Here is a 21,630-nt window from a genome sequence, read left to right as displayed (position 1 = left end):
ATTTCTTATCATATTAGCTAGTTAGGCCAAACGGGTCGTCTATGCTGTGACTAGGTTGGGTAAACCAGCGCGGACCGTCGTCTGTCATGTAGAAGTGATCTTCTAATCTCACACCAAATTCATCAGGTATCACTAGCATGGGCTCATTACTAAAACACATGCCTGTAGCAAGTGGGGTTTTATCACCGCCCACTAAATAAGGCCATTCGTGAATATCTAAACCAATTCCATGGCCGGTACGGTGTGGGCAACCCGGTGTTTGATATTCAGGCCCTAAGCCTTGTGCGGCTAGGTAATTGCGAGCGGCTTCATCGACCGATTCACAGGTTTTGCCAATAGCGGCTTGATTAAAGGCAGCGAGTTGTGCCGCTTTTTCAAAATCCCAAAATAGGCGTTGACGGCTGGTTGCTTCGCCAAACACATAAGTACGGGTGATATCAGAGAGGTAATCGTGTACTTTACAGCCAGTATCGATAAGCACCATGTCGCCTTTTTTCAAAATTTGCGGATCTTTTACACCATGTGGGAATGAGGTGGCAAGTCCAAACAACACAATGCAAAAATAATTTCCCGGCGCACCTACTTTTTGATGCGCTTTTTTTATAAACGCTTCTACCTCAACAGTACTGATCCCTTCATAAAGCATACTGGCGGTGGCTTTATGAACCGCTAAAGTCATATTCATGGCGCATTGCATTAAGGCTATTTCGTTGGCTGATTTATGCATCCTACAATGTGCAGTGACAGGTTGTGCGTTAACAAGTTTTAGGCTAGAACTGGCTTTATTAATGCCATCAAAAATAAAAAATTGTGCGCTTTCATCGATACCAACCGTTGCAGTATCACTAATATTTAGTTGTTGAAGTACACTAACACACAGCTCAAAAGGGTTTTCATGCTCTTGCCAGCCGTGTATTGGGCCATCAATCACCTTAAAGCCATTAAGCGAGCCAATTTCAAAATGTGGCGCAATGTATTGCACCTTACCAACAGCAGGTAAAATAGCCCCGACAAGTCGCTCACTGGCGTACCATTTCATACCTGTAAAGTAGGTTAAGTTGCTACCTGCGTTTAAATAAATGGCATCAATATTATTAGCTTGCATATAGGCTTGCGCTTTGGCCATACGCACTAAATATTCATCCGCTTTAATAGGCGCTACTGAGTGTGTCATATTGCTTAAACTAGCAAGTGCTTGTTCGGGGGGGTGAGTACCAATACCAACTGTGGTCATTTTTTTCTCCTACAAAATTTTTTACAGTGTGTAGGCTTTATGGTTTTAATTCAAATTAATTGCGATTAGCGGGCAGGCGTTTTGAGGGAGAAAATAATAATTGAGCTGCCAAGTGAATGTGTCTAAAAACACTTGGCAGCAGTTAGGCTACTTTTTTGCATAGGGTAAGCGGCTGAGTTTATTTGCTGTGTGGTAGCTATCTAATCCTGTTACGGCAACGGTATCAATGGCTTGTAAGTCTAAAAAACCATCGCTTTGCAGTGCTGTTTCATCGACATAAACATCGATTATTTCACCAATAACCAGTTCTGTGCCGTTCACAGCCAAATGCTGGTTTTCTACAAATTTTACCGCGTATTTTAGTCGGCTTTGCGCTACAAATGGGGCATTAAAATCATTCAAGTATTCTTTATTAAGACTTGTTGCCTCAAACTCGCACTCATCTTTGGCATAACGGGCAGAAGTTTGATGGGCTTGTTGATATATGTCGCTATTAACTTGGTTAATTGTGTAAACGCCTGTTTCGATAATATTTTCAAACGTATGCCTAGGTACGCTGTGCGGGCGCATTATTATGCCAACCAGCGGTGGGTGAGCGCCTAAATGAATGACTGAGCTGACAATGCAAAGGTTGGTGTTGCCATGCCCATCTTGTGTACCAATTAAGTTTGCACTTTTAAAACCAGACAGTGAGTTAATAAAATGTGTGCGCGTGTGTTTTTCAAGTGCGGCTATGCGCTCTTTAGAAAAATGCATGTGTTGAGTCCTTACCATTTTATGGTGTTGCCTTGCCAATCTAGGTAGGCAGGTTCGCCGTTAAGTTCTAATTGTGGGTTATTGTATGTGAGTTCAAATAATTGTTGTGCTACAAATTCGGGGGTGAACAGTTTATCTGCAGGCACATTTTTTTGAAATGGTTTCGAGAGTTTAGTGTCTGTGGTGCCCGGGTGAAATAAAACAAGTTTGGTATTTTTGGCACGACGAGCAAGCTCAATGGCAGCTGTTTTAAAGAGCATGTTAAGTGCCGACTTAGAAGCACGGTAAGTGTACCAGCCGCCTATTTTGTTATCGTTTATGCTACCAACGCGGGCACTTAAGGCTGTAATAGTGCAATGCGTTTTATGGTTGAGTAGGGGCATTACGCTCTGTAAACACAACAGTGGAACCAGTGTATTAGAATGCAAAAGCTGCATAAAATATTCGCTGTTGATTTCTTCTAGCTTTTTCTCCGGCATAAACTGGCTATTGTGTAAAATGCCATTAAATATAATCACTTGAGCCAGCTCTATCGGCTGAGATTTTAACCATTGGGTAAATTCATCAAGGCTTTTCGCTGAATAGTCACTCTGAAAATAGGTTATGTTGTCATCGCCTTGATTTAACGTCGATGAGCTGACACACAATATATTAATTTGCTCTGTTTGTTGGTTTAAGTGGTTAACATAGGCTTGTGCGATGGCGCTACTGGCGCCAAATAAAATCACGGTTTTCATTTTTCATCCTTTGATTTGATTTTGCATTGACCATTATTACACTGCGCGTTAGGCATCAAAAAACGGCTAATATGGTGACGATATTTTGCAAAGAAAGTATAGGCATGATCGGCAAAAAAACGAATAACCGGTAAACGAATTATTTTTAGCCAGCGATATTTGCCCACGGTGCGCCACGCTTGATAAGTTACGTCTAAACCATAAATCATTTGCCCTGAAGCCGTTTGAGCGTGCAATAGGTTCATGGCTTTTTGTTTATCGATGGTAGGATAGCGAGTGCTAAAGTCGTTAGCATTTAAGTCTTCTAAGCTGATTTTATGATCAACATCAGCGCGTTTTAAGTGTTGCATTTCTGCATTGCACAGTGGGCAATTACCATCGTAAAAAATGATCATGTTATCGCTTTGTATTTATTTTACATATGCCTTTTTACGACATGCCAGTGTAAATCGATCTATTAAATAAGTGAACATAATGATATTAATAGTGCTGGATTTAATAAAGGAGAGATAGAAATGAGTGAACAATATGCCGCTTTGCGAGGTAATGTAAATTTACTTGGGCAATTATTAGGGCAAACGATTAAAGATGCCCAAGGCCAAGCAATTTTAGATAAAGTTGAAGAAATTCGGGCTTTATCAAAATCCTCCCGCAGTGGCAATGAAGCCGATCGTCAAGCGCTTATAGATGTACTGCATGCGCTCAGTGACGAGGAGCTTTTACCGGTTGCCCGTTCATTTAATCATTTTTTAAATTTAGCGAATGTTGCAGAGCAGTTTCATACCGTATCACGTTTTAATGATGTTGGTTTTTGCCAACTAAATCCTCTCACTCAAACATTAAAAACGTTAGCAGCAAAGGCTGAACAAGGTCAGCTTAATCATAACCACTTAGCCGACACCCTCTCAAAACTCCACATAAATTTAGTGTTAACAGCTCACCCAACTGAGGTGACTCGCCGCACTATTATTAATAAACATGTTGAACTAAGCGATTGTTTGGCGTCATTTGAACGCACTGATAACCTTGAACAAGAGCGCGAAGCTATTCTTAACCGTATTGCGCAGCTAATTAGCCAAGCGTGGCATACTGATGACATTCGTCGTTCACGGCCAAGCCCCGTTGATGAGGCAAAATGGGGTTATGCGGTAATTGAAAATAGTTTATGGGATGCCGTGCCGCGGTTTTTAAGAGAGTTTAGCCAGCAGGTTAAACAGCATTTGAGCTTAGCATTGCCCACTAATTACAGCCCAATAGAATTTACCTCATGGATGGGCGGCGATCGCGACGGTAACCCGTTTGTTACCGCACAAGTCACTGAGCAAGTGCTTGATCATGGCCGCTGGATGGCGTTGGATTTATACCAGCGTGATTTAGAAACGCTATGTGCTGAACTTTCTATGTCTGATGCTAGCGATGAGCTAATTAAATTGGCAGGGCAAGCGTTTGAACCTTATCGTGCCGTTCTAAAAAATATTAAAAATCAAGTAGCCGAAACCGTAATGCATTTAAGCGCTAAAATTAAAAATAAGCGCTCCGACTCGCAAGACTTAATTACCGATATTAACCAAATTAAGCATCCCATTGAGGTGTGTTATCGTTCATTGTTAAAGTGCAATATGCAGGTGGTGGCCGATGGCTTATTGCTTGATACGATCCACAGAATAAATAGCTTTGGCCTGCGTTTGGCAAAACTGGATGTACGTCAAGATTCGTCAAGGCACAGTGATGTGTTTTCTGAATTGACTCGTTATTTAGGGATTGGTGACTACAGCCAATGGCAAGAGCAAGACAAGCAAGCATTCTTACTGACTGAACTTAATTCACGTCGCCCACTTATTCCCAAGCATTGGCAACCTAGCCCTGAGGTACAAGAAGTACTCGATACCTTTGATGTTATTGCGCAGCAAGATGCAAAAACATTTGGCTTATACATTATTTCTATGGCGCGAACGGCATCAGATATTTTAGCAGTGCAACTTTTACTCAAAGAGTCTGGTTGTGGCTTTGAGTTACCGGTTGCGCCGTTATTTGAAACGTTAGATGATTTAAATGATGGGCATAATGTCATTGCCACATTATTAGATAACGAGTGGTATCGTGGGCATATTAAAAATACCCAAAATGTGATGATTGGTTATTCAGACTCAGCGAAAGACGCAGGCATGATGGCCGCTGGCTGGGCACAATATGAAGCCATGGATAAACTGGTGCAATTAGCAGATGAACGCGGTATTGAGCTTGTTTTATTTCATGGCCGAGGTGGCACGGTTGGCCGTGGTGGTGCGCCTGCAGCGCAAGCCTTGCATTCACAGCCACCAGGATCGTTAAAAGGCGGATTAAGGGTAACAGAGCAAGGCGAAATGATCCGCTTTAAATTTGGCTTACCCAATGTGGCATTACAAAGCTTAAACATATACGCGGGTGCGGTGCTACAAAGTAACCTATTGCCACCGCCAGAGCCTAAAGCACAATGGCGCGAAGTGATGGCCTTAATCAGCGATGTGTCGTGCGAACATTATCGTAATGTGGTGCGCCATGATGAAAACTTTGTACCTTATTTTAGAATGGCGACGCCTGAGTTAGAGCTATCAAAGTTGCCATTAGGCTCAAGGCCAGCTAAACGCAATCCAAACGGGGGAGTGGAGAGCTTACGAGCTATTCCCTGGATTTTTGCCTGGAGCCAAAATCGCTTAATGTTACCTGCTTGGTTAGGTGCATTAAGTGGGCTTAGAGCGGCGCTTGAAAAGTACGGTATTGACACTTTAAGTGAGATGAGCTTGCAATGGCCATTTTTTAGAGCACGTTTAGAAATGCTAGAAATGGTATTTAGTAAAGCAGATAGTTGGTTAAGCGAGCATTACGATAATGCGCTGGTGGAAGACATGTACAAGCCTTTAGGTGTTGCCTTACGTGAAGAGCTTGGCGAGGCCATTACGCTAGTGCAATCATTAAGCCCGCAAAAAAGCTTATTAGCCGATCAACCTTGGATCAAGGAGTCTATCGGGCTTAGAAACCCATATACCGATCCGCTTAATGTTTTACAAGTGGAGTTATTACGCCGTTCTCGTGGCGATGATAAGGGCAATGAAAGCGATATAGATAATGCCTTGATGATCACTATGACGGGAATTGCAGCCGGAATGCGCAATACAGGTTAATCCGTAATGGGTTAAATTTAAAAGGGAGCAGGCGACATGTTCCCTTTTTTTACGTTAAATGGGCTGGTATTTAGTTTGTCAACCTTTTACACTACCTGGCCATTGAACAATTAAAAACTATTATGGCTTCAGCAACTTTTAAAGTGCAACATAATACAGCACTTAGCAATTCACACATTTCATTAAACGTAGTGCAAACGCAAGCCCTACGCAGTCAATTAAAAACTCAACGCGGTATTTTATACTCAAACGATATTACATCGCTTTGCACCCTGCTTAATGTGAACGACGATGCATTATTGCAAGGCTTAATCCCGCTGGCTGCTGAGTTTGCGGTTGCACCTATTTCTCAATTTCATGTCGGGGCAATTGTAAAAGCACAAGATGCACAGGGTAATGTTAATTTTTATTTTGGTGCTAATGCAGAATTTGCTCATCAAGCACTGAGCTTGGTGGTGCATGGCGAGCAATCGGCAATTAATAATGCATGGTTAAATGGTGCTAAAAAAGTGCTAAAAATAGCGATTAGCGATGCACCATGTGGGTATTGTCGTCAATTTATGAATGAACTGGCAGATGCCAAAGAGCTGGATATTTTACTGCCAAGCCAACAATTTAAGTTAGCAGAGCTATTACCGCATTCATTTGGGCCAACGGATTTAGGCAATGAGCACAGCTTATTTAATCCGGCTGAGCACACTAAGCGCTTCGAGGGGGCTGAGGTTGATAATAAGCTGAAGAGTTATGCTTTGTCGGCTTATGTGCCTTATAGTCAAAATTACAGTGCGGTTAAAATTAGTACCTTTGAACAGGGTGATTTTTACGGCAGTTATGCTGAAAATGCAGCATACAGCCCAAGTTTATCGCCATTACAAAGTGCACTGAGCCAGCTATTTTTAGCCGGTTTGAGCTTTGATAAGCAGACTATAAAATCGATTACGTTATTAGAAACGGCTGGTCATGAAAATCAGGCAGAGGTAGCAAAAGCAGTGTTGGCAAGCTTTGAGGGCTTACCAACACTTGAAGTAATAAGCGCTTTACTAAGCGAGTAATACTTTAGCGGCTTCAAGTACCACGGCGACTGATTTTTTTTCAATTTCGCCGTGGTCTACATTTGGAATTTCTTGGCGAGTTCTGTTAACTAACACACCCGCAACACAGGCAGCTTGCAGACCAAGTGCGGCGCACATAGTAAATAAAGTAGCCGATTCCATTTCATAGTTCATTACGCCCAATTTTTGCCATTCTTCACAGCTACCTTGTAATGACTTAGGCACATAGCCGGAATGTGTATCGTAACGCTCTTGCCCAGGGTAGAAGGTATCGCTTGAAGCGGTAATACCAATGTGAAAATCAATATTTAGATTTTCACAGGCTTTTACCATTGCTTGAGTGGCAAAAAAGTCTGAAACTGCAGGGTAGCACAGCGGTGCAAAATGCTGACTCGCGCCATCTAAACGCACCGAAGCTTGGCTAATTAAAATATCGCCTTCATTAATGTGTGGCTGAATAGCGCCTGTTGTACCAATGCGAAGAAAGCGTCGTACGCCAAGTTGCGCCAGCTCTTCAACTGCAATTGAGGTTGAAGGACCGCCAATACCGGTTGAACAAATCACAACAGAGTGGCCATTTAACTGACCTAAGTAAACATGAAACTCACGTGTTTGAGCAAGGCAGGTTGGATTATCTAAGAACTGTGAAATACGTGCGGCACGATCTGGATCGCCTGGTACAATAGCCAGTTTTGCACCTTTTAAATCATCAATACACAGTCCTAAGTGAAATACCTTTTCCATAACTAAGCCTTTTTTAATAAGAATTGTTGTCAATTTACCATGATTACTATAAACCTAAACTAAGTACAGGACGGATGTCCGTATTGATTTATTCATCAACTCTGAATATTCAATCAATGACTAAAATTGCTAACAAAATGAGCTAGTTGACTTGTTTGCTGAGACACTATATTGATACCTCAGAGCCAATCAATAGCTAGCCTAAAAAGCCGTTAGCTAAATTTTAAATTTTTTATATTCATAAGGTTAGTAACTAGGTTTTGTTTTTCTTTGTTACTAACTTAAGCTAGCAAAATACAACGTTCAGGGATTTTTGTAACCACATACAATTAATTTTTAATTTATTCAGCGTTCGATATTTTGCATAACTACTCAATATATACAAACTATTCAGATTGAAAAAGGGTTTACAATGAACACACAATTTCACGCATTTAAAGAGAAAGTTGAACACTGTTTGTGTGCACCTGGCGATGGTGTATTCACAGTAAATACTGCGAAAGATCGCAAAGCTGCACTGAGAAATAAATTATACGGACAAACTGAAAATGTTGATGTTTTATGGCGTGACTCGCTCAATGAGTTACCTAATTCACCTTACAAAGCAGTAATGTTAGGCATTAGCTCTGACTGTGGTGGCGGCATTTTACGTGGCGCAAACTGGGGGCCTTTATTTTTACGATCAGCTTTAATTGACCAACAAACACAGTGCCGCTCATTTGATTTAGGCGATGTACGCGTAATACCGCACTTATTACACGATAAGTACTTAAACGAAGCCACTATTTCTAACTGTCAAAAAGCGCTTTATGGCGATGCTAAGAGCGCGCACTTTGTAAGTCCACTGTCGATCACCGAGGATGTATGTGACAGTTTTTACGCAACCTTTCAAGATAAAGGCATTTTTGGTATTGGTGGCGATCACTCTATTAGTTACCCGTTGACAAAAGCGTATTTAAAAGCAAAACGCAGCCAAGGCAAACGCACGGCTATCATTCACTTTGATGCCCACACTGATTTGCTGGTCGAGCGTTTAGGCATCGATTTATGTTTTGGCTCTTGGTGCACCCATATTTTAGAGTTTTTACCTGCACCACATCACTTAATTCAATTTGGTATTCGCTCAAGCGGCAAACCAAAATCACATTGGGAAAGTACTTTTGGGGTTAAACAGCACTGGGCTGCTGAAATTATTGAGCGTGGCGCAGCCGCTGTTGCTGCCGATACAATTGCACAATTAAAGGCAGACAAAGTTGATGAGGTGTATGTGAGCTTTGATATTGACGCCTTAGATGAAGAGTTTGCATCAGCAACTGGCACACCAGAAGGTAATGGTTTAACGCCGCAACATGCTTTGGATATTTTATCGGCGATTGCAGATGAATTTCCTATTACCGGTGCTGATATGATGGAAATAGCCCCATTTACAGACAGCTCGTTAGTGGGGCAATCAAGCTCTGAGACCACACTAAGAGAAGGTGCTAAAATTTCTGCATTTCTGATTGGTGCAATGAATCGTTAGTCTTATTTTCTAAATTGGCTATATGCGAATAATCCGCTATATTGAATTTGCATTTACAAAAGAGTAACATTTGTAATAGGTAATGTTTTAAATTTTATACAGTGGATTATTGTGATTAGATGGTCTTTATTCTTATTAATTATTGTAAGTTCACAGTGTGTGGCCAAACTTACTGTTGTTACAGAAAACTTTGCGCCACTACAGTATCTTGACAACAATAATAATTTAGTGGGTGATGCTGCCGACAAAGTTCGGTTGGTACTTGATAGTGCTTCAATTGATTACACTATCTCGGTAAACGATTGGAGCGTGGCCTATAACATGGCGCTCAGAGATGAAAATACCTGTATATTTTCAATTTCTCGCTCACCTGAACGTGAAAATAATTTTATTTGGTTGGCTGAGCTTGCCCAATTTAAGACTAATTTTTACTCAGTAAAATCAAAAAATATCTCTTTAACTGACTTAGAGCAGGCTAAACAATACCGTATTGCGGTTTTAAAAGATAATTACAGTCATCAATATTTGCTGTCTAAAGGGTTTAAAGAAAACGAAAACTTAATGCTTTTTAGTAATTTTGATAATATTTTCACTATACTTAAAACGCGAAGCTCGAGTATTGATTTGGTGGTGATACCCGCAGAGCGAATTAAATTTGAGCAACCTCATTTATTATACAATTTAGATTTAGTCGCCTTGATGCCAATAAATAACCACCAAGCTCCCTTATACTTTGCTTGTAATAAAAATTTACCAGTTGAAGTTCAACAACAAATTAGTGATGCCTTTTCTTTACATGAGTCTCATCTTTAAATATAAATTGCCCCGTTTATAAAAGCGGTTATAATCCAGCTGCTTTTGGGTATAAGAGCGCTTTTTTGGAGTTATAAATGGGTGATTTAATCGGGATTGCATTATTAATCTTGATCAGTGCGTTATTTGCGATGTCAGAGATTTCGATTGCTGCTTCACGCAAAATAAAATTAAGGGTAATGGCCGATGAGGGAAATGTTAAAGCGCTGGCAGTATTAAAACTGCAAGAGCAGCCCGGGGCTTTTTTTGCCATGATCCAAATCACCCTCAATGCCATTGCTATACTAGGCGGAATTGTTGGTGAGCAGGCACTGTCGCCTTACATGCAAGAAATACTGCAACTGTTTTATCAAGGCCCCTTGCTTGGGCAAATTAGCTTTATACTTTCGTTTTTAATTATTACTTCATTATTTATTTTATTTGCTGATTTGCTGCCAAAGCGTTTAGCAATGATTTTACCTGAGGCTGTTGCTGTTCGTGTTGTGACTATAATGCGTTGGGTAACCTTTGCATTGACGCCACTGGTGCTGTTTTTTAACGGGTTAACCAATATTGTGTTACGTGTATTTAAAGTACCCAGTGAGCGCGAGGATATTGTGACCACTGAAGACATTGTTGCCATGATGGATGCAGGGGCGGAATATGGTAGTTTACAACAACAAGAGTATGATTTAATTGGTAATGTTTTTGATTTAGAGGCACGCTTTTTATCGAGTGTAATGTCTCCACGAGATCAAATTGTGTATTTTGATATAAATGAGTCAAGTAAAGATATTGCCAATAAAATAATAGATCATCCCCACAATCACTTTTTAGTGTGCAATGGTAATTTAGATAAATTAATTGGTTCGGTAGAATCAAAAGATATTTTACGCCAAGTGTTAAAAGGCGATGCTGCAAACATAAATAATGAGATGCTTGAAAACGATATTTTTTATCTGCCAGAAACCTTAAGTTTATCTGAGGCATTAAATGCGTTTAAAACAGCTGTTCACCCTTTTGCGGTAGTGGTTAATGAATATGCGTTAGTGGTTGGGATTGTTACCGTAAAAGATTTGATGAAAGGCTTTATGGGCGATTTAATTACGCATCAAAGTGATGAATTAATTATTGAACGCGACAGTAACTCATGGCTTGTGGATGGTTTAACGCCGATTGTTGAGTTGGCAAAAGTGTTAAACATTGACGAGTTTCCTGATCAAAATCACTATGAAACAGTGGCGGGGTATTTAATTTTCACCATGAAGCATATTCCTAAACGGGCAGAATTTGTTTTATTTGCTGGCTTTAAATTTGAAGTCGTGGATGTAGAAGGGATTCGTATAGAGCAATTGTTAGTCTCTAGAATTGTTACTGAAAATGAATAACGACCAATAAATACTGTTATTGGCCGCATTACTTCGCTGTTTTGGTCTTCATTTGTAAAATTGTGTAAATGTTATTCAGTGGCTATTTTTAATTGCTGTAGTTTAGTTTAGAATGATCGTTCATTCTAAACTAAAAGGTATTTACCATGCAGCGCTCCCGCATCGTTTTTTTTATATTTTCAGCCCTCGTTGGTTCTGTTGCTTTAAGTGGCTGTGATCAGGTAACTGAGCAACCTAATGCTTCAGCGCCTGCAGCTATCCCTGTTGGTGTGGTTACATTAAACAGCCAAGCTATTACGCTTAGAAAAGAATTACCAGGGCGCGTTAGTGCGTTTCAAATTGCACAAATTCGTCCTCAAGTCAGTGGCATTGTCCAGTCGCGATTATTTGATGAAGGTAAGCGGGTTGAGCAAGGTCAAGCACTGTATCAAATAAATCCTGATATTTTTGAAGCTGAACTTGCAGCCAGTAAAGCTGCTGTAGCACGTGCGCGAGCGAGTATTGCAAGTAGTAAATCAAAAGCGTCGCGTTTTAAAGAGCTACTAAAAATTAAAGCCGTTAGTCAGCAGGACTTTGATGAAGCAGAGGCCGCATATAAACAGGCATCGGCTGAATTACTCACAGCAAAAGCGCAATTGCAACGCGCGCAAATCAATCTTGATTATAGTCATGTTTCTTCACCGATTAGTGGCCAAATTAGTAAATCAAACGTCACAGTAGGTGCGTTAGTAAGCGCAGCTCAAACATTGGAATTAGCAACGGTGACTCAACTTGATCCCATTTATGTCGATTTAACCCAATCAAGTAACGAGTTAACTAAGCTTAAAAGAGCAATGGCCTCGGGCTCATTAGAGGTTGATTCAACAGCGCAAAGTGATGTTGAACTTATTATGGAAGATGGCACAGTGTATCAACATAAAGGTACATTACAATTTTCTGAAGTAACCGTTGATCCAAGTACGGGCTCGGTCACCTTACGCGCTAAATTTCCAAACCCTGAAAAATTATTACTTCCAGGCATGTACGTGCGAGCACACGTTGTTGAAGGTGTTAAGTCAAACGCAATATTAGCGCCACAACGCGGGGTTAGTCGAAATAGCAAAGGAGAGCCTACTGCCATGGTTGTTGGCAAAAATAATACCGTTGAAAGTCGAATATTAGAGGTAGGGCGTACTTTGGGTGCTAATTGGTTAGTCACTAATGGTTTAAGTGATGGCGATCAGCTTATTGTGGAAGGGTTACAAAAAATTCGTCCAGGTGCTTTAGTTACTGCGACACCCGCGCAGTCGTCAGCAAATAACAGCCAATAACGGAGAGTCTTATGTCACGATTTTTTATCGATAGGCCTATTTTTGCATGGGTACTGGCTATTGTGGTAATGCTTGCGGGTATTTTGGCTATAAAAAGTTTACCCATTGCACAATTTCCTTCTATTGCGCCACCTTCTATAACCATTACAGCATCTTACCCTGGTGCATCAGCACGTACTTTAGAAGATACAGTGACCCAAGTCATTGAGCAAAAAATGAAAGGACTTGACGGCTTACTTTATATGTCCTCGACTTCTGAATCCAGTGGTACAAGCACACTGACCCTGTCATTTAACGCTGATACCGATCCGGATATTGCGCAGGTTCAAGTACAAAATAAATTAGCGACGGCTACCCCACTATTGCCTGAAGCAGTACAAAGACAAGGTGTTGTGGTTGCCAAATCAGCACGTAATTTTTTAATGGTGTACGCGTTTGTATCTAAAGACGGCAGCATGAGCAATATCGATATTGGTGATTATGTTGCTTCAAATGTGCAAGATATCGTTTCACGTGTGGATGGCGTTGGCGAGGTTCAGTTATTTGGTTCTCAATATGCCATGCGAATTTGGCTCGATCCAGCTAAGTTAGAAAGTTATAAACTGACTCCTGCGGATATAAATGCTTCTATTATTGCGCAAAATGCTCAAGTCTCAGCCGGTCAACTTGGCGGTATGCCTGCAATTGATGGACAACAATTAAATGCCACAGTAACAGCACAAAGCCGATTAAAGACGCCAGAACAGTTTGAAAATATTTTAGTTAAAACAAATACCAATGGTTCTTTGGTGCGACTTAAAGACGTTGCAAAAGTAGAACTTGGCGGTGAAAATTATGGTGTTGTAGCACGTTATAATGGCCAGCCCGCATCAGGAATTGGCATTAAATTAGCCAGTGGTGCCAACGCACTTGATACGGCTGAGGGGGTTAAAAAAGCCATTGAAGAATTAAGTCCTCTTTTTCCTGAAGGACTCGATGCAGAAATACCTTATGACACAACCCCTTTTGTTGCCCTATCAATAGAAAAAGTAGTTCATACGCTTATAGAAGCCGTAGTTTTAGTATTTGTGGTTATGTATTTATTTTTACAAAACTTTAGGGCAACCATTATCCCAACAATTGCAGTGCCTGTGGTTTTACTAGGTACCTTTGGTATTTTATTTGTGTTTGGTTATTCAATAAATACCTTAACCATGTTTGCGATGGTGTTAGCGATTGGCCTGTTAGTTGATGATGCCATAGTGGTGGTTGAAAACGTTGAACGTTTAATGACCGAAGAAAAACTCTCAGCGGTTGAAGCAACCCGTAAATCGATGGATGAAATAAAAGGCGCACTGGTAGGTATTGCCATGGTGTTGTCGGCTGTATTTATCCCTATGGCTTTCTTTAGCGGCTCAACAGGGGTTATTTATCGTCAGTTTTCTATTACTTTGGTTTCAGCAATGGGACTGTCGGTATTGGTGGCGCTTGTTTTAACCCCCGCGTTATGTGCTACGTTATTAAAACCTAGTCATGTACATAATAATAGCAACCTAATAGGGCGTTTTTTCTCCGGCTTTAACCGTGGATTTGATAAAACGAATAAAGGCGCTCAAGGGCTCGTTGGTCGAATGATCAAACAAGCCAAGCGCTATTTACTTAGTTATGCACTAATTGTTGGTGGCATGATATATATATTTTCAAGCCTTCCTGCCGCCTTTTTACCTGATGAAGACCAAGGTATTTTATTCAATCAAGTGTCGTTACCAGCAGGGTCTACTACACAGCAAACATTGGGTGTTGTTGAAAAAGTAGAAAAGCACTTTTTGAACGATCAAAGTGAAGCAGTCAATGGTATTTTTACCGTAACAGGTTTTAGTTTTGCAGGCTCTGGCCAAAACTCAGCGATAGCCTTTGTTAATTTAAAACATTGGGATGAACGCCAGCGTGATGATTTATCCGTACAGGGTGTTGCAGGTAAAGCTATGGGGTATTTTTCTACGATTAAGGAAGCATTTGTTTTTGCATTCCCGCCGCCTGCTATTTTAGAGCTGGGTACAGCGAATGGCTTTAATCTTTTTTTACAAGACCGTGTTGGTTTAGGTCATGATGAATTATTAAAAGCACGTAACCAGTTATTAGGTATGGCGAGCCAAAGTCCAATATTGGCAGGGGTTCGTCCTAATGGTCAAGAAGATATGCCTGAATTACAGCTAGACATTGATCTTGCCAAAGCAGAAGCATTTCAAGTATCGCAAGAGACTATTAATAATACACTTTCTACCGCATGGGGAAGCCGCTACGTAAACGACTTTATTGATCGTGGGCGGGTTAAAAAAGTGTATCTACAAGGCCAAGCTGATTCACGCATGGTACCTGAGGATTTAAATAAATGGTATGTGCGCAATAGAAGTGGAGATATGGTGCCATTTTCAGCGTTTGCGAGTTCTTATTGGTCTTATGACTCTCCACGTTTGGAGCGCTATAACGGTTTTTCAGCTATGGAAATTCAAGGAAATGCTGCACCCGGTTACAGTACTGGCGAGGCAATGGATGAAATGGAACGTTTAGTTGGGCAATTAACCCCCGGTATTGGTTCACAGTGGACGGGTATTTCATTTCAAGAACGCTCAAGCAGTGGCCAAGCGCCGTTATTGTATGGCCTTTCGTTATTATTTGTATTTTTATGTTTAGCGGCACTTTATGAAAGCTGGTCAGTCCCCTTTGCTGTGATGTTAATTGTACCGCTGGGTATATTAGGTGCAGTTATCGCTGCATTTATGGGGGGATTATCAAACGATATATACCTGCAAGTGGGATTATTAACCACCATAGGACTCGCCTCTAAAAATGCGATTTTAATTGTTGAGTTTGCCAATCATAAAATGGATGAAGGCTTGAGTTTAGCCGACTCGGCTATTGCCGCTGTACGTCTTCGCTTGCGCCCAATTTTAATGACCTCTATGGCATTTGTGTGTGGTGTACTGCCATTGGCTATTGCCTCAAGTGCCGGCTCGGGTGCACAAAATGCATTAGGTATTTCAATTATTGGGGGAACACTTGCCGCCTCATCATTGGTTGTTATTTTTGTGCCTCTGTTTTTTGTGTTAGTGCATCGGCTATTTTTTGGAAAAGCCCAAAAGGCGTTAAAGGATTGAGTGAATTAGTGCGTGTAAATCCCGTTTAAAAAACAGGGGTATGCGTAGTTTAAGTTGTACCCGTTTAACCTTCACTTATTGTATTTAGATGAGTGAAGGTTAAACACGTCGAGTCGAATGACTCGATAATGGAGTTGCAAATGAATGCTAAAAATAAAAAACACCTTGATCCGGTGCAAGCACAAGCGCGTCGTCAGCAAGTATTAACTGCTGCGGCTGATTGCTTTCGTCGAAAGGGCTATCATGGCGCAGGTATGGCGGAAATTTCAAAAACGGCAGGGATGAGTGCTGGCCATATTTACAATTACTTTGATAGTAAAGAAGCAATTATAGAAAGTATTATTGAAAAAGATATGGAGGAAATGTTTTCAATATTTAAAGAGTTTGAGGAGCAACCAGGTGATATTTTAACGGTGTTACTTGATGGTCTACATCATGGTGTGCAACGTCATATGGACACAGGCGCGTGCGTTGTTGATTTAGACATGATGGCAGAGGCCAGTAGGAACGAAAAAGTCGCTTCATTACTGCGTGAGGCTGACACGCAAGCGCGTAATAGAATGCGTGATTTATTAGTCAGTAAAAGTAGTTTAATAAAATCACACTCAGAGCAAGAATTAGAAAGTAGAATAAATGTCATTTTTTCGGTGATGGCAGGATTAATATTACGAAAAATGCTTTTCCCAGAATTAACCGAAGAAACGGTACTTATTGCACTGCGCCCAGCGATGAAAACATTATTGATGCCATTTGATAATTAATGGCTTAAGTTATTGTGTAACCATGAATATTTGACTTATATTATTGTAAAGATGAAAGAGTTATAGGGTTTTCAAACTGCGCTAATTTAAATGTAATAACGAGCGCTCTTGATGTTAGAAATAGCAATATTAACAGAGTGTTATGTTTAAATAGGCGATATTAATAGCAGGGCGTAATTATAATAAAACATGGTAAGTTGCTTTTGGCGTATTACTTGCAATCTTATAAGTATGTAAGCGCTAATACTGCGCTACCAACTAAAAGGAGAGAACATGTGGGCTGCAATAAGTTATCTTGTAACGGCATTCGTTTTTATAGTATTGGGATTAAACGTTAACTCTATTTACTTTGCAGTTGCATTTTTTTGGACCGCGCTTTCACTGTTATTAGTCAGCGGGGCTTATTTTTTTAATGCGGGGAAAGTGTTTAGAAAACGCGAAAATGGCATTATTCCCTTCTATATTCGCTGGGCATTTGTGCCTTTTTTACTCGGTGTACAAATTTATAATGCCTGGTCACGCAAACGCGACAAAGTACCGCCTATTCAACAAATTAACGATAATTTATTTTTAGCCTGTCGTTTGTTTCCCTCTGATATAGATACATTAAAAGAAAATGGTATTACCGCTATATTGGATGTTACCTGTGAGTTTGATGGCCTTGAATGGACATCAACCCAAGAGAACATGAACTATTTAAATATCCCAGTCCTTGATCACAGTGTGCCTACGCACTCACAGTTAAACCAAGCTATTAACTGGATACATCATCATATTAAAAATGACCGTCGTGTTGTGGTGCACTGTGCATTAGGCCGTGGACGTTCGGTGTTTGTTATGGCAGCGTATTTGTTGAGTCAAAATAAAGAGGCTGATGTACATGATATTCTTGCTCAAATAAAAGAAACACGTCAAACAGCCAATCTTAATAAGCGCCAACTTCGCCACCTTGTAAAACGTCATCGTAATGGCAAGTTGCTAATAAAAAACAAAGCATACTTAATTGCCAATCCGGTGGCGGGCACAAAACTATGGTCTGAGAAGGAGCATTTAATTGTTGCACGCTTGTCTGCTTATTATGATTTAATTATTTTAAAAACTACGGTAGATAAAAATGGTACCATGCTGGCGAAACACGCCATTGAAAACAATCCCGATATTATAATTGCTTGTGGTGGAGATGGGACTATTACAGAAGTGGCAAGTGTATTAGTCGATACTGAATGTCGTTTAGGCATTATACCGCTAGGTACTGCTAATGCGCTTGCGCATGTATTGATGGGAATTAAGTCTAAATTTATTCCTGTTGAGCAAGCATGCGACTTAATTATTGACGGTCAAACAAACCTGATAGACACCGCCTACTGTAATGGCGAGCTAATGATTTTGTTGTTAGGCATAGGGTTTGAGCATGCAATGATCGAAAAAGCAGACCGCGAGTCTAAAAATAAATCAGGGCAGCTTGCGTATTTAAATGGTTTTTTACAATCATTTAGTGAGCACAAAGCGCAACAGCTGATGGTTAAATTAGATAACAATGAGCCACAGGTTATTAACACTAATAGCCTTATTGTGGCTAATGCCGCGCCATTTACAACACTTTTGGCACAAGGTGGCGGACAACCGGATCACTGTGACGGTTTATTAAACGTCAATTGGTTAACACCTAATAAAGAAAATAGTACCACGATATTAAGTATTGCTGAGCTAATGTTTAGCAGCATTACACAAACGCATTTAGCAATTAATTCACATTATACCAATGCAAAACGCGTTGAAATTAGCGCAGATGAGACGCTAAATTACGTTATTGATGGTGAAATAAAATCGGCAGATAAAATCGTGGTTAATATTAATCCGGCTTCACTTAATGTTATAAGCCAAGAGCAAAACTAATTTATAAAAAATGGCGTAAATGCTACGCCATTACTTTTTAATTGATGGCCATACAAAACCTGAGGTGTCAGGTTGAGAAGACGCTGCTTGTTTTGGTTTATTTCTGGGTTTATGTAGAGGCTTATTATTGATGGTATGAATATAAAGTGCCTCTACTTTATCTCGTGCCCATGGGGTTTTGCGTAAAAACTTTAAGCTTGATTTAATACTTGGCGAATCAGTAAAACATTTTATATTTACTTGTTCACCCATTGTTTTAAAGCCCAAACGTTGTTCAAGTTCAACAAGAATTTGCTCTAAAGTTACCCCATGTAGCGGGTTTTTTGGTTGATTATTCATAGTCACACTGCTTTTTTAAACTGTATGTATCATACCGTATTTTGCCACACCTTAATAGTTTGTCGAAAGCGGCTGTTACAAGGTTTACTAACCCTTATCAATTAACGCTAATGGTTGAGGGTTTTTTTGGGTAAATAAGATTACCTTGCTTATCAAGCTTCAACCAGATTAATTGACTGTTGTTATGCTGAGGGTACTTTGCCGCGCAAGCTAAGGTAATTGAATGAACTTGCAGTAACGCACCTTCGCTGTAACGTTTATCGTCATACCAACATTCGCTATGGGTGTTAATAAGTTGAGTAGCATCAACCACGGGGCGTGTTTTTATAGTACTAGCGCCGCTTATCGCACAAAAACACAAACTTATAATACAGATAGACAAATTAAAACAATAACGCATCAATAACCTCACACCGGATATGTTTAAAATAAGTATACTTAGCAAAAAAACATGCTAGGGTAGGTGATAAGTAAAACACAGAACAATAAAAAGGTGAACACCTATGCAATTTGATCAAACCATGATTGACGAATTTACACTGTTAGCAAAATTTCCACGCGAGAGCAAAATGAAAGGCATTAAACTCCATTCAGATGCTGAACCTGCTTTATTGAGTGCTGCACAGCGTTTATTTGATAAAGGAATTATAGACAGCCCAGATGGCGGTTATTTAACTGATCTGGGCTTAGATTTAATTGAGCATGTGACTGTTATACACAGTGCACTAAAAAGTTAACTGTTTGCATCAGGTTGATTTTCTGGCGCTGCATCAATAAAGGCAGTCAGCTCATTGCAACGCGCGTAGATGGCTGCGATTTTCGGATATGCAGTCATATCTACTTTAAAGCGAATAGCATTAAATACTTGCGGCACTAAACACACATCCGCTAGGGTGGGTAAATCGCCTGCGCAAAATGAGTTTTTACTATCAAGCATACATTCTACTTTTTCAAACCCCACCTCAACCCAGTGCCGGTACCATTTATTTTTTGCCTCATCGTCTACCCCTAGCTCAGCACTTAAATACTTAAGTACGCGTAAGTTATCAATAGGGTGAATATCGCAGGCAATGGCATAACTTAAATTACGAATATGTGCTTTTTGCCAAGCATTGCCCTGTAGTAATGGTGTTTGCGGATATTGCTCTTCAAGGTACTCTAAAATAGCTAAAGATTGTCCTAACACACCGTCATCGGTTTCCAGCGCTGGCAATAACCCCTGCGGGTTTTTATCCAAGTATTCATGTGCTTGTTGTTCTGATTTTAATAAGTTAACGGGCACCAGCTGATGATCAATATTTTTTAAATTAAGTGCTATGCGCACACGATACGCTGCAGATGAGCGAAAATAACTATAAAGCTTCATGATTTAATTATCCTTTTGGTCCACTGTAGTGTTTTTTAATAGTACGCCAGCAGTCGGTGTAGTTTGGTTGACGCTCTTTGCCCTCTAATGCGTATTTAGTCGGTGATATTACATAACGAGATTCAAACATAAACGCGAGAGTATTTTCGTAGCGTTGTGGTTCTAAATCAGCATTGGATGCTTTTTCGAACACATCCGCTTCTGGACCATGCGGCGACATACAATTATGTAAACTCATACCGCCAGGGATAAACCCATGCTCTTTAGCATCGTATACGCCTTCAATTAAGCCCATAAATTCACTCATAATATTACGGTGGTAATAAGGCGGGCGAAAGGTGTTTTCAGCCACCATCCAACGTGGTGGAAAAATAGCAAAATCGATATTGGCAACGCCTTCAGTACCTGATGGTGAAGTGAGTACAGTAAAGATTGACGGATCGGGATGATCAAAGCTCACTGTGTTCATCACATTAAAACGGGCTAGATCGTATTTATAGGGTGCGCTATTACCTGTCCAAGCCACCACATCAAGGGGGGAGTGGCCAATATCACAGCGGAACATATTACCGTTAAACTTAGCAATTAGCTCAAACTCGCCTTCAATGTCTTCAAACGCAGCAACCGGGTATTGAAAGTCACGATCATTAGCGTAGCCGTTGGCGCCTACTGGGCCACGCTCAGCAAGCACATAAGCATGGCCGTAGTTTTCACAAATATACCCACGGGCTGTATCAGTTAATAGTTGCACCTGAAATTTAATCCCACGCGGAATGACCGCAATTTCACCGGCTTTTATGGTTAAGTGGCCACATTCTGTTTTTAATAATAATTCGCCTTGTTGCGGTACAAATAACATTTCGCCATCGGCATTATAAAAAAAGCGATCAGTCATCGATTTATTCGCGACATAAACATGAATGCCAATACCGGTTTGACCATTGGCATTGCCATTTGCTGCCATGGTGATCAAACCATCAATAAAATCGGTTGGCGTGGTTGGAATATCAATCGGGTCCCAACGTAGCATAGTTGGCGGCGTTGGCACTTCGGTAATTGGGGCGGTGCGAATTAAACCGTTATCAATGGCGCTATAGTCACCTTGCACAACTGAGGGGCGAAGTCGGTACATCCACGTACGACGATTATCGGCGCGCGGGGCGGTAAATGCGGTGGTACTAAATTGCTCTGCATATAAATCGTATTTTACTTTTTGCGGACTAAACTGCCCAATCGGTAATGCACCCGGTAAAGCTTCGGTTTCAAATTCATTACCAAAGCCGGTCATGTAGTTTAATTGTGTCGTCATTACTGACTCCTGTAAAAGTGGGGGAGTGTTTTATTGTTGTTATTTACGTTAAGATACTCTCATGTGAGACTAATATCAAATCGAGTAGCGGCTTTAACTGTACATAAATATGCACAGTTCGCTATG

19 protein-coding genes are annotated in these 21,630 nt (G+C 40.5%); 10 read left to right on the top strand and 9 right to left on the bottom strand.

Annotated elements, in window-relative coordinates:
- Positions 1–13: 13 nt before the first annotated feature.
- The 4 genes from AC6H44_RS16250 to AC6H44_RS16235 all read right to left on the bottom strand — a co-directional run bounded on the left by AC6H44_RS16250 (position 14) and on the right by AC6H44_RS16235 (position 3,122).
- Positions 14–1,234 carry a M24 family metallopeptidase gene (locus AC6H44_RS16250; protein WP_500738866.1) on the bottom strand — a complete coding sequence of 407 codons (1,221 nt, stop codon included), beginning with the start codon at positions 1,232–1,234 and terminating at the stop codon, positions 14–16.
- Between the two features lie 147 nt (positions 1,235–1,381).
- Positions 1,382–1,990, bottom strand: a complete 609-nt coding sequence (locus AC6H44_RS16245) for a flavin reductase family protein (protein ID WP_500738865.1) — start codon at positions 1,988–1,990, stop codon at positions 1,382–1,384.
- Positions 1,991–2,001: 11 nt separating this feature from the next.
- Positions 2,002–2,727: an SDR family oxidoreductase gene (locus AC6H44_RS16240; RefSeq protein ID WP_500738863.1), complete on the bottom strand. Its 726-nt coding sequence runs from the start codon at positions 2,725–2,727 to the stop codon at positions 2,002–2,004.
- Positions 2,724–3,122, bottom strand: coding sequence for a thiol-disulfide oxidoreductase DCC family protein (locus AC6H44_RS16235; protein ID WP_500738861.1), 399 nt, complete (start codon positions 3,120–3,122; stop codon positions 2,724–2,726). The genes AC6H44_RS16240 and AC6H44_RS16235 overlap by 4 nt, the downstream gene beginning before the upstream one ends.
- A 120-nt stretch (positions 3,123–3,242) precedes the next feature.
- Here AC6H44_RS16235 and ppc point away from each other — a divergent pair, with 120 nt between their 5' ends.
- Entirely contained in the window at positions 3,243–5,888 is a 2,646-nt protein-coding gene (ppc, locus tag AC6H44_RS16230; RefSeq protein ID WP_500738860.1) for a phosphoenolpyruvate carboxylase, read from the top strand.
- 122 nt (positions 5,889–6,010) lie between these two features.
- Positions 6,011–6,940 (top strand): cytidine deaminase, encoded by a 930-nt coding sequence (gene cdd / locus AC6H44_RS16225; RefSeq protein WP_500738859.1) that lies wholly within the window; start codon positions 6,011–6,013, stop codon positions 6,938–6,940.
- On the opposite strand, the gene udp is transcribed toward cdd, so the two are convergent.
- Positions 6,929–7,684, bottom strand: coding sequence for a uridine phosphorylase (udp, locus tag AC6H44_RS16220; protein WP_500738858.1), 756 nt, complete (start codon positions 7,682–7,684; stop codon positions 6,929–6,931). The two genes, cdd and udp, sit on opposite strands and share 12 nt — an antisense overlap.
- A 412-nt stretch (positions 7,685–8,096) precedes the next feature.
- Between udp and AC6H44_RS16215 the strand changes: the two genes are divergently transcribed.
- The 7 genes from AC6H44_RS16215 to AC6H44_RS16185 all read left to right on the top strand — a co-directional run bounded on the left by AC6H44_RS16215 (position 8,097) and on the right by AC6H44_RS16185 (position 18,490).
- The gene (locus AC6H44_RS16215; protein WP_500738856.1) at positions 8,097–9,206 is read left to right on the top strand and encodes an arginase family protein; all 1,110 of its coding nucleotides are present in this window, start codon (positions 8,097–8,099) and stop codon (positions 9,204–9,206) included.
- Between the two features lie 159 nt (positions 9,207–9,365).
- Complete coding sequence (locus AC6H44_RS16210) at positions 9,366–10,019, top strand: substrate-binding periplasmic protein (protein WP_500738855.1); 654 nt, start codon at positions 9,366–9,368, stop codon at positions 10,017–10,019.
- 77 nt (positions 10,020–10,096) lie between these two features.
- Positions 10,097–11,386 (top strand): polyamine export protein PaeA, encoded by a 1,290-nt coding sequence (gene paeA, locus AC6H44_RS16205; protein WP_500738854.1) that lies wholly within the window; start codon positions 10,097–10,099, stop codon positions 11,384–11,386.
- A 146-nt stretch (positions 11,387–11,532) separates the two neighbouring features.
- Positions 11,533–12,696, top strand: a complete 1,164-nt coding sequence (locus AC6H44_RS16200) for an efflux RND transporter periplasmic adaptor subunit (RefSeq protein WP_500738853.1) — start codon at positions 11,533–11,535, stop codon at positions 12,694–12,696.
- An 11-nt stretch (positions 12,697–12,707) separates the two neighbouring features.
- A complete protein-coding gene (locus AC6H44_RS16195) occupies positions 12,708–15,833 on the top strand; it encodes an efflux RND transporter permease subunit (RefSeq protein ID WP_500738852.1) in 3,126 nt (1,041 codons plus the stop codon).
- A gap of 140 nt (positions 15,834–15,973) precedes the next feature.
- Positions 15,974–16,594 carry a TetR/AcrR family transcriptional regulator gene (locus tag AC6H44_RS16190; protein WP_500738851.1) on the top strand — a complete coding sequence of 207 codons (621 nt, stop codon included), beginning with the start codon at positions 15,974–15,976 and terminating at the stop codon, positions 16,592–16,594.
- A gap of 273 nt (positions 16,595–16,867) precedes the next feature.
- Positions 16,868–18,490, top strand: a complete 1,623-nt coding sequence (locus AC6H44_RS16185) for a diacylglycerol kinase family protein (protein ID WP_500738849.1) — start codon at positions 16,868–16,870, stop codon at positions 18,488–18,490.
- A gap of 30 nt (positions 18,491–18,520) precedes the next feature.
- Here AC6H44_RS16185 and AC6H44_RS16180 read toward each other — a convergent pair whose 3' ends face one another.
- Together AC6H44_RS16180 and AC6H44_RS16175 are read right to left on the bottom strand one after the other, a co-directional pair.
- Entirely contained in the window at positions 18,521–18,829 is a 309-nt protein-coding gene (locus AC6H44_RS16180; protein WP_500738847.1) for a VF530 family protein, read from the bottom strand.
- Positions 18,830–18,926: 97 nt separating this feature from the next.
- A complete protein-coding gene (locus tag AC6H44_RS16175; RefSeq protein ID WP_500738845.1) occupies positions 18,927–19,142 on the bottom strand; it encodes a DUF1496 domain-containing protein in 216 nt (71 codons plus the stop codon).
- Between the two features lie 190 nt (positions 19,143–19,332).
- Here AC6H44_RS16175 and AC6H44_RS16170 point away from each other — a divergent pair, with 190 nt between their 5' ends.
- Complete coding sequence (locus tag AC6H44_RS16170) at positions 19,333–19,566, top strand: TIGR02647 family protein (RefSeq protein ID WP_500738844.1); 234 nt, start codon at positions 19,333–19,335, stop codon at positions 19,564–19,566.
- On the opposite strand, the gene maiA is transcribed toward AC6H44_RS16170, so the two are convergent.
- Both maiA and hmgA read right to left on the bottom strand, forming a co-directional pair.
- A complete protein-coding gene (gene maiA, locus AC6H44_RS16165; RefSeq protein WP_500738843.1) occupies positions 19,563–20,195 on the bottom strand; it encodes a maleylacetoacetate isomerase in 633 nt (210 codons plus the stop codon). The genes AC6H44_RS16170 and maiA overlap by 4 nt on opposite strands.
- Before the next feature lie 7 nt (positions 20,196–20,202).
- Positions 20,203–21,504: a homogentisate 1,2-dioxygenase gene (gene hmgA / locus AC6H44_RS16160; protein WP_500738842.1), complete on the bottom strand. Its 1,302-nt coding sequence runs from the start codon at positions 21,502–21,504 to the stop codon at positions 20,203–20,205.
- Positions 21,505–21,630 lie beyond the last annotated feature (126 nt).

The sequence above is a fragment of the Pseudoalteromonas sp. TAP-3C genome (assembly GCF_059888565.1).
The sequence above is the reverse complement of the archived record's forward strand: the minus strand, read 5'-3'. Positions and strand labels throughout refer to the sequence as shown.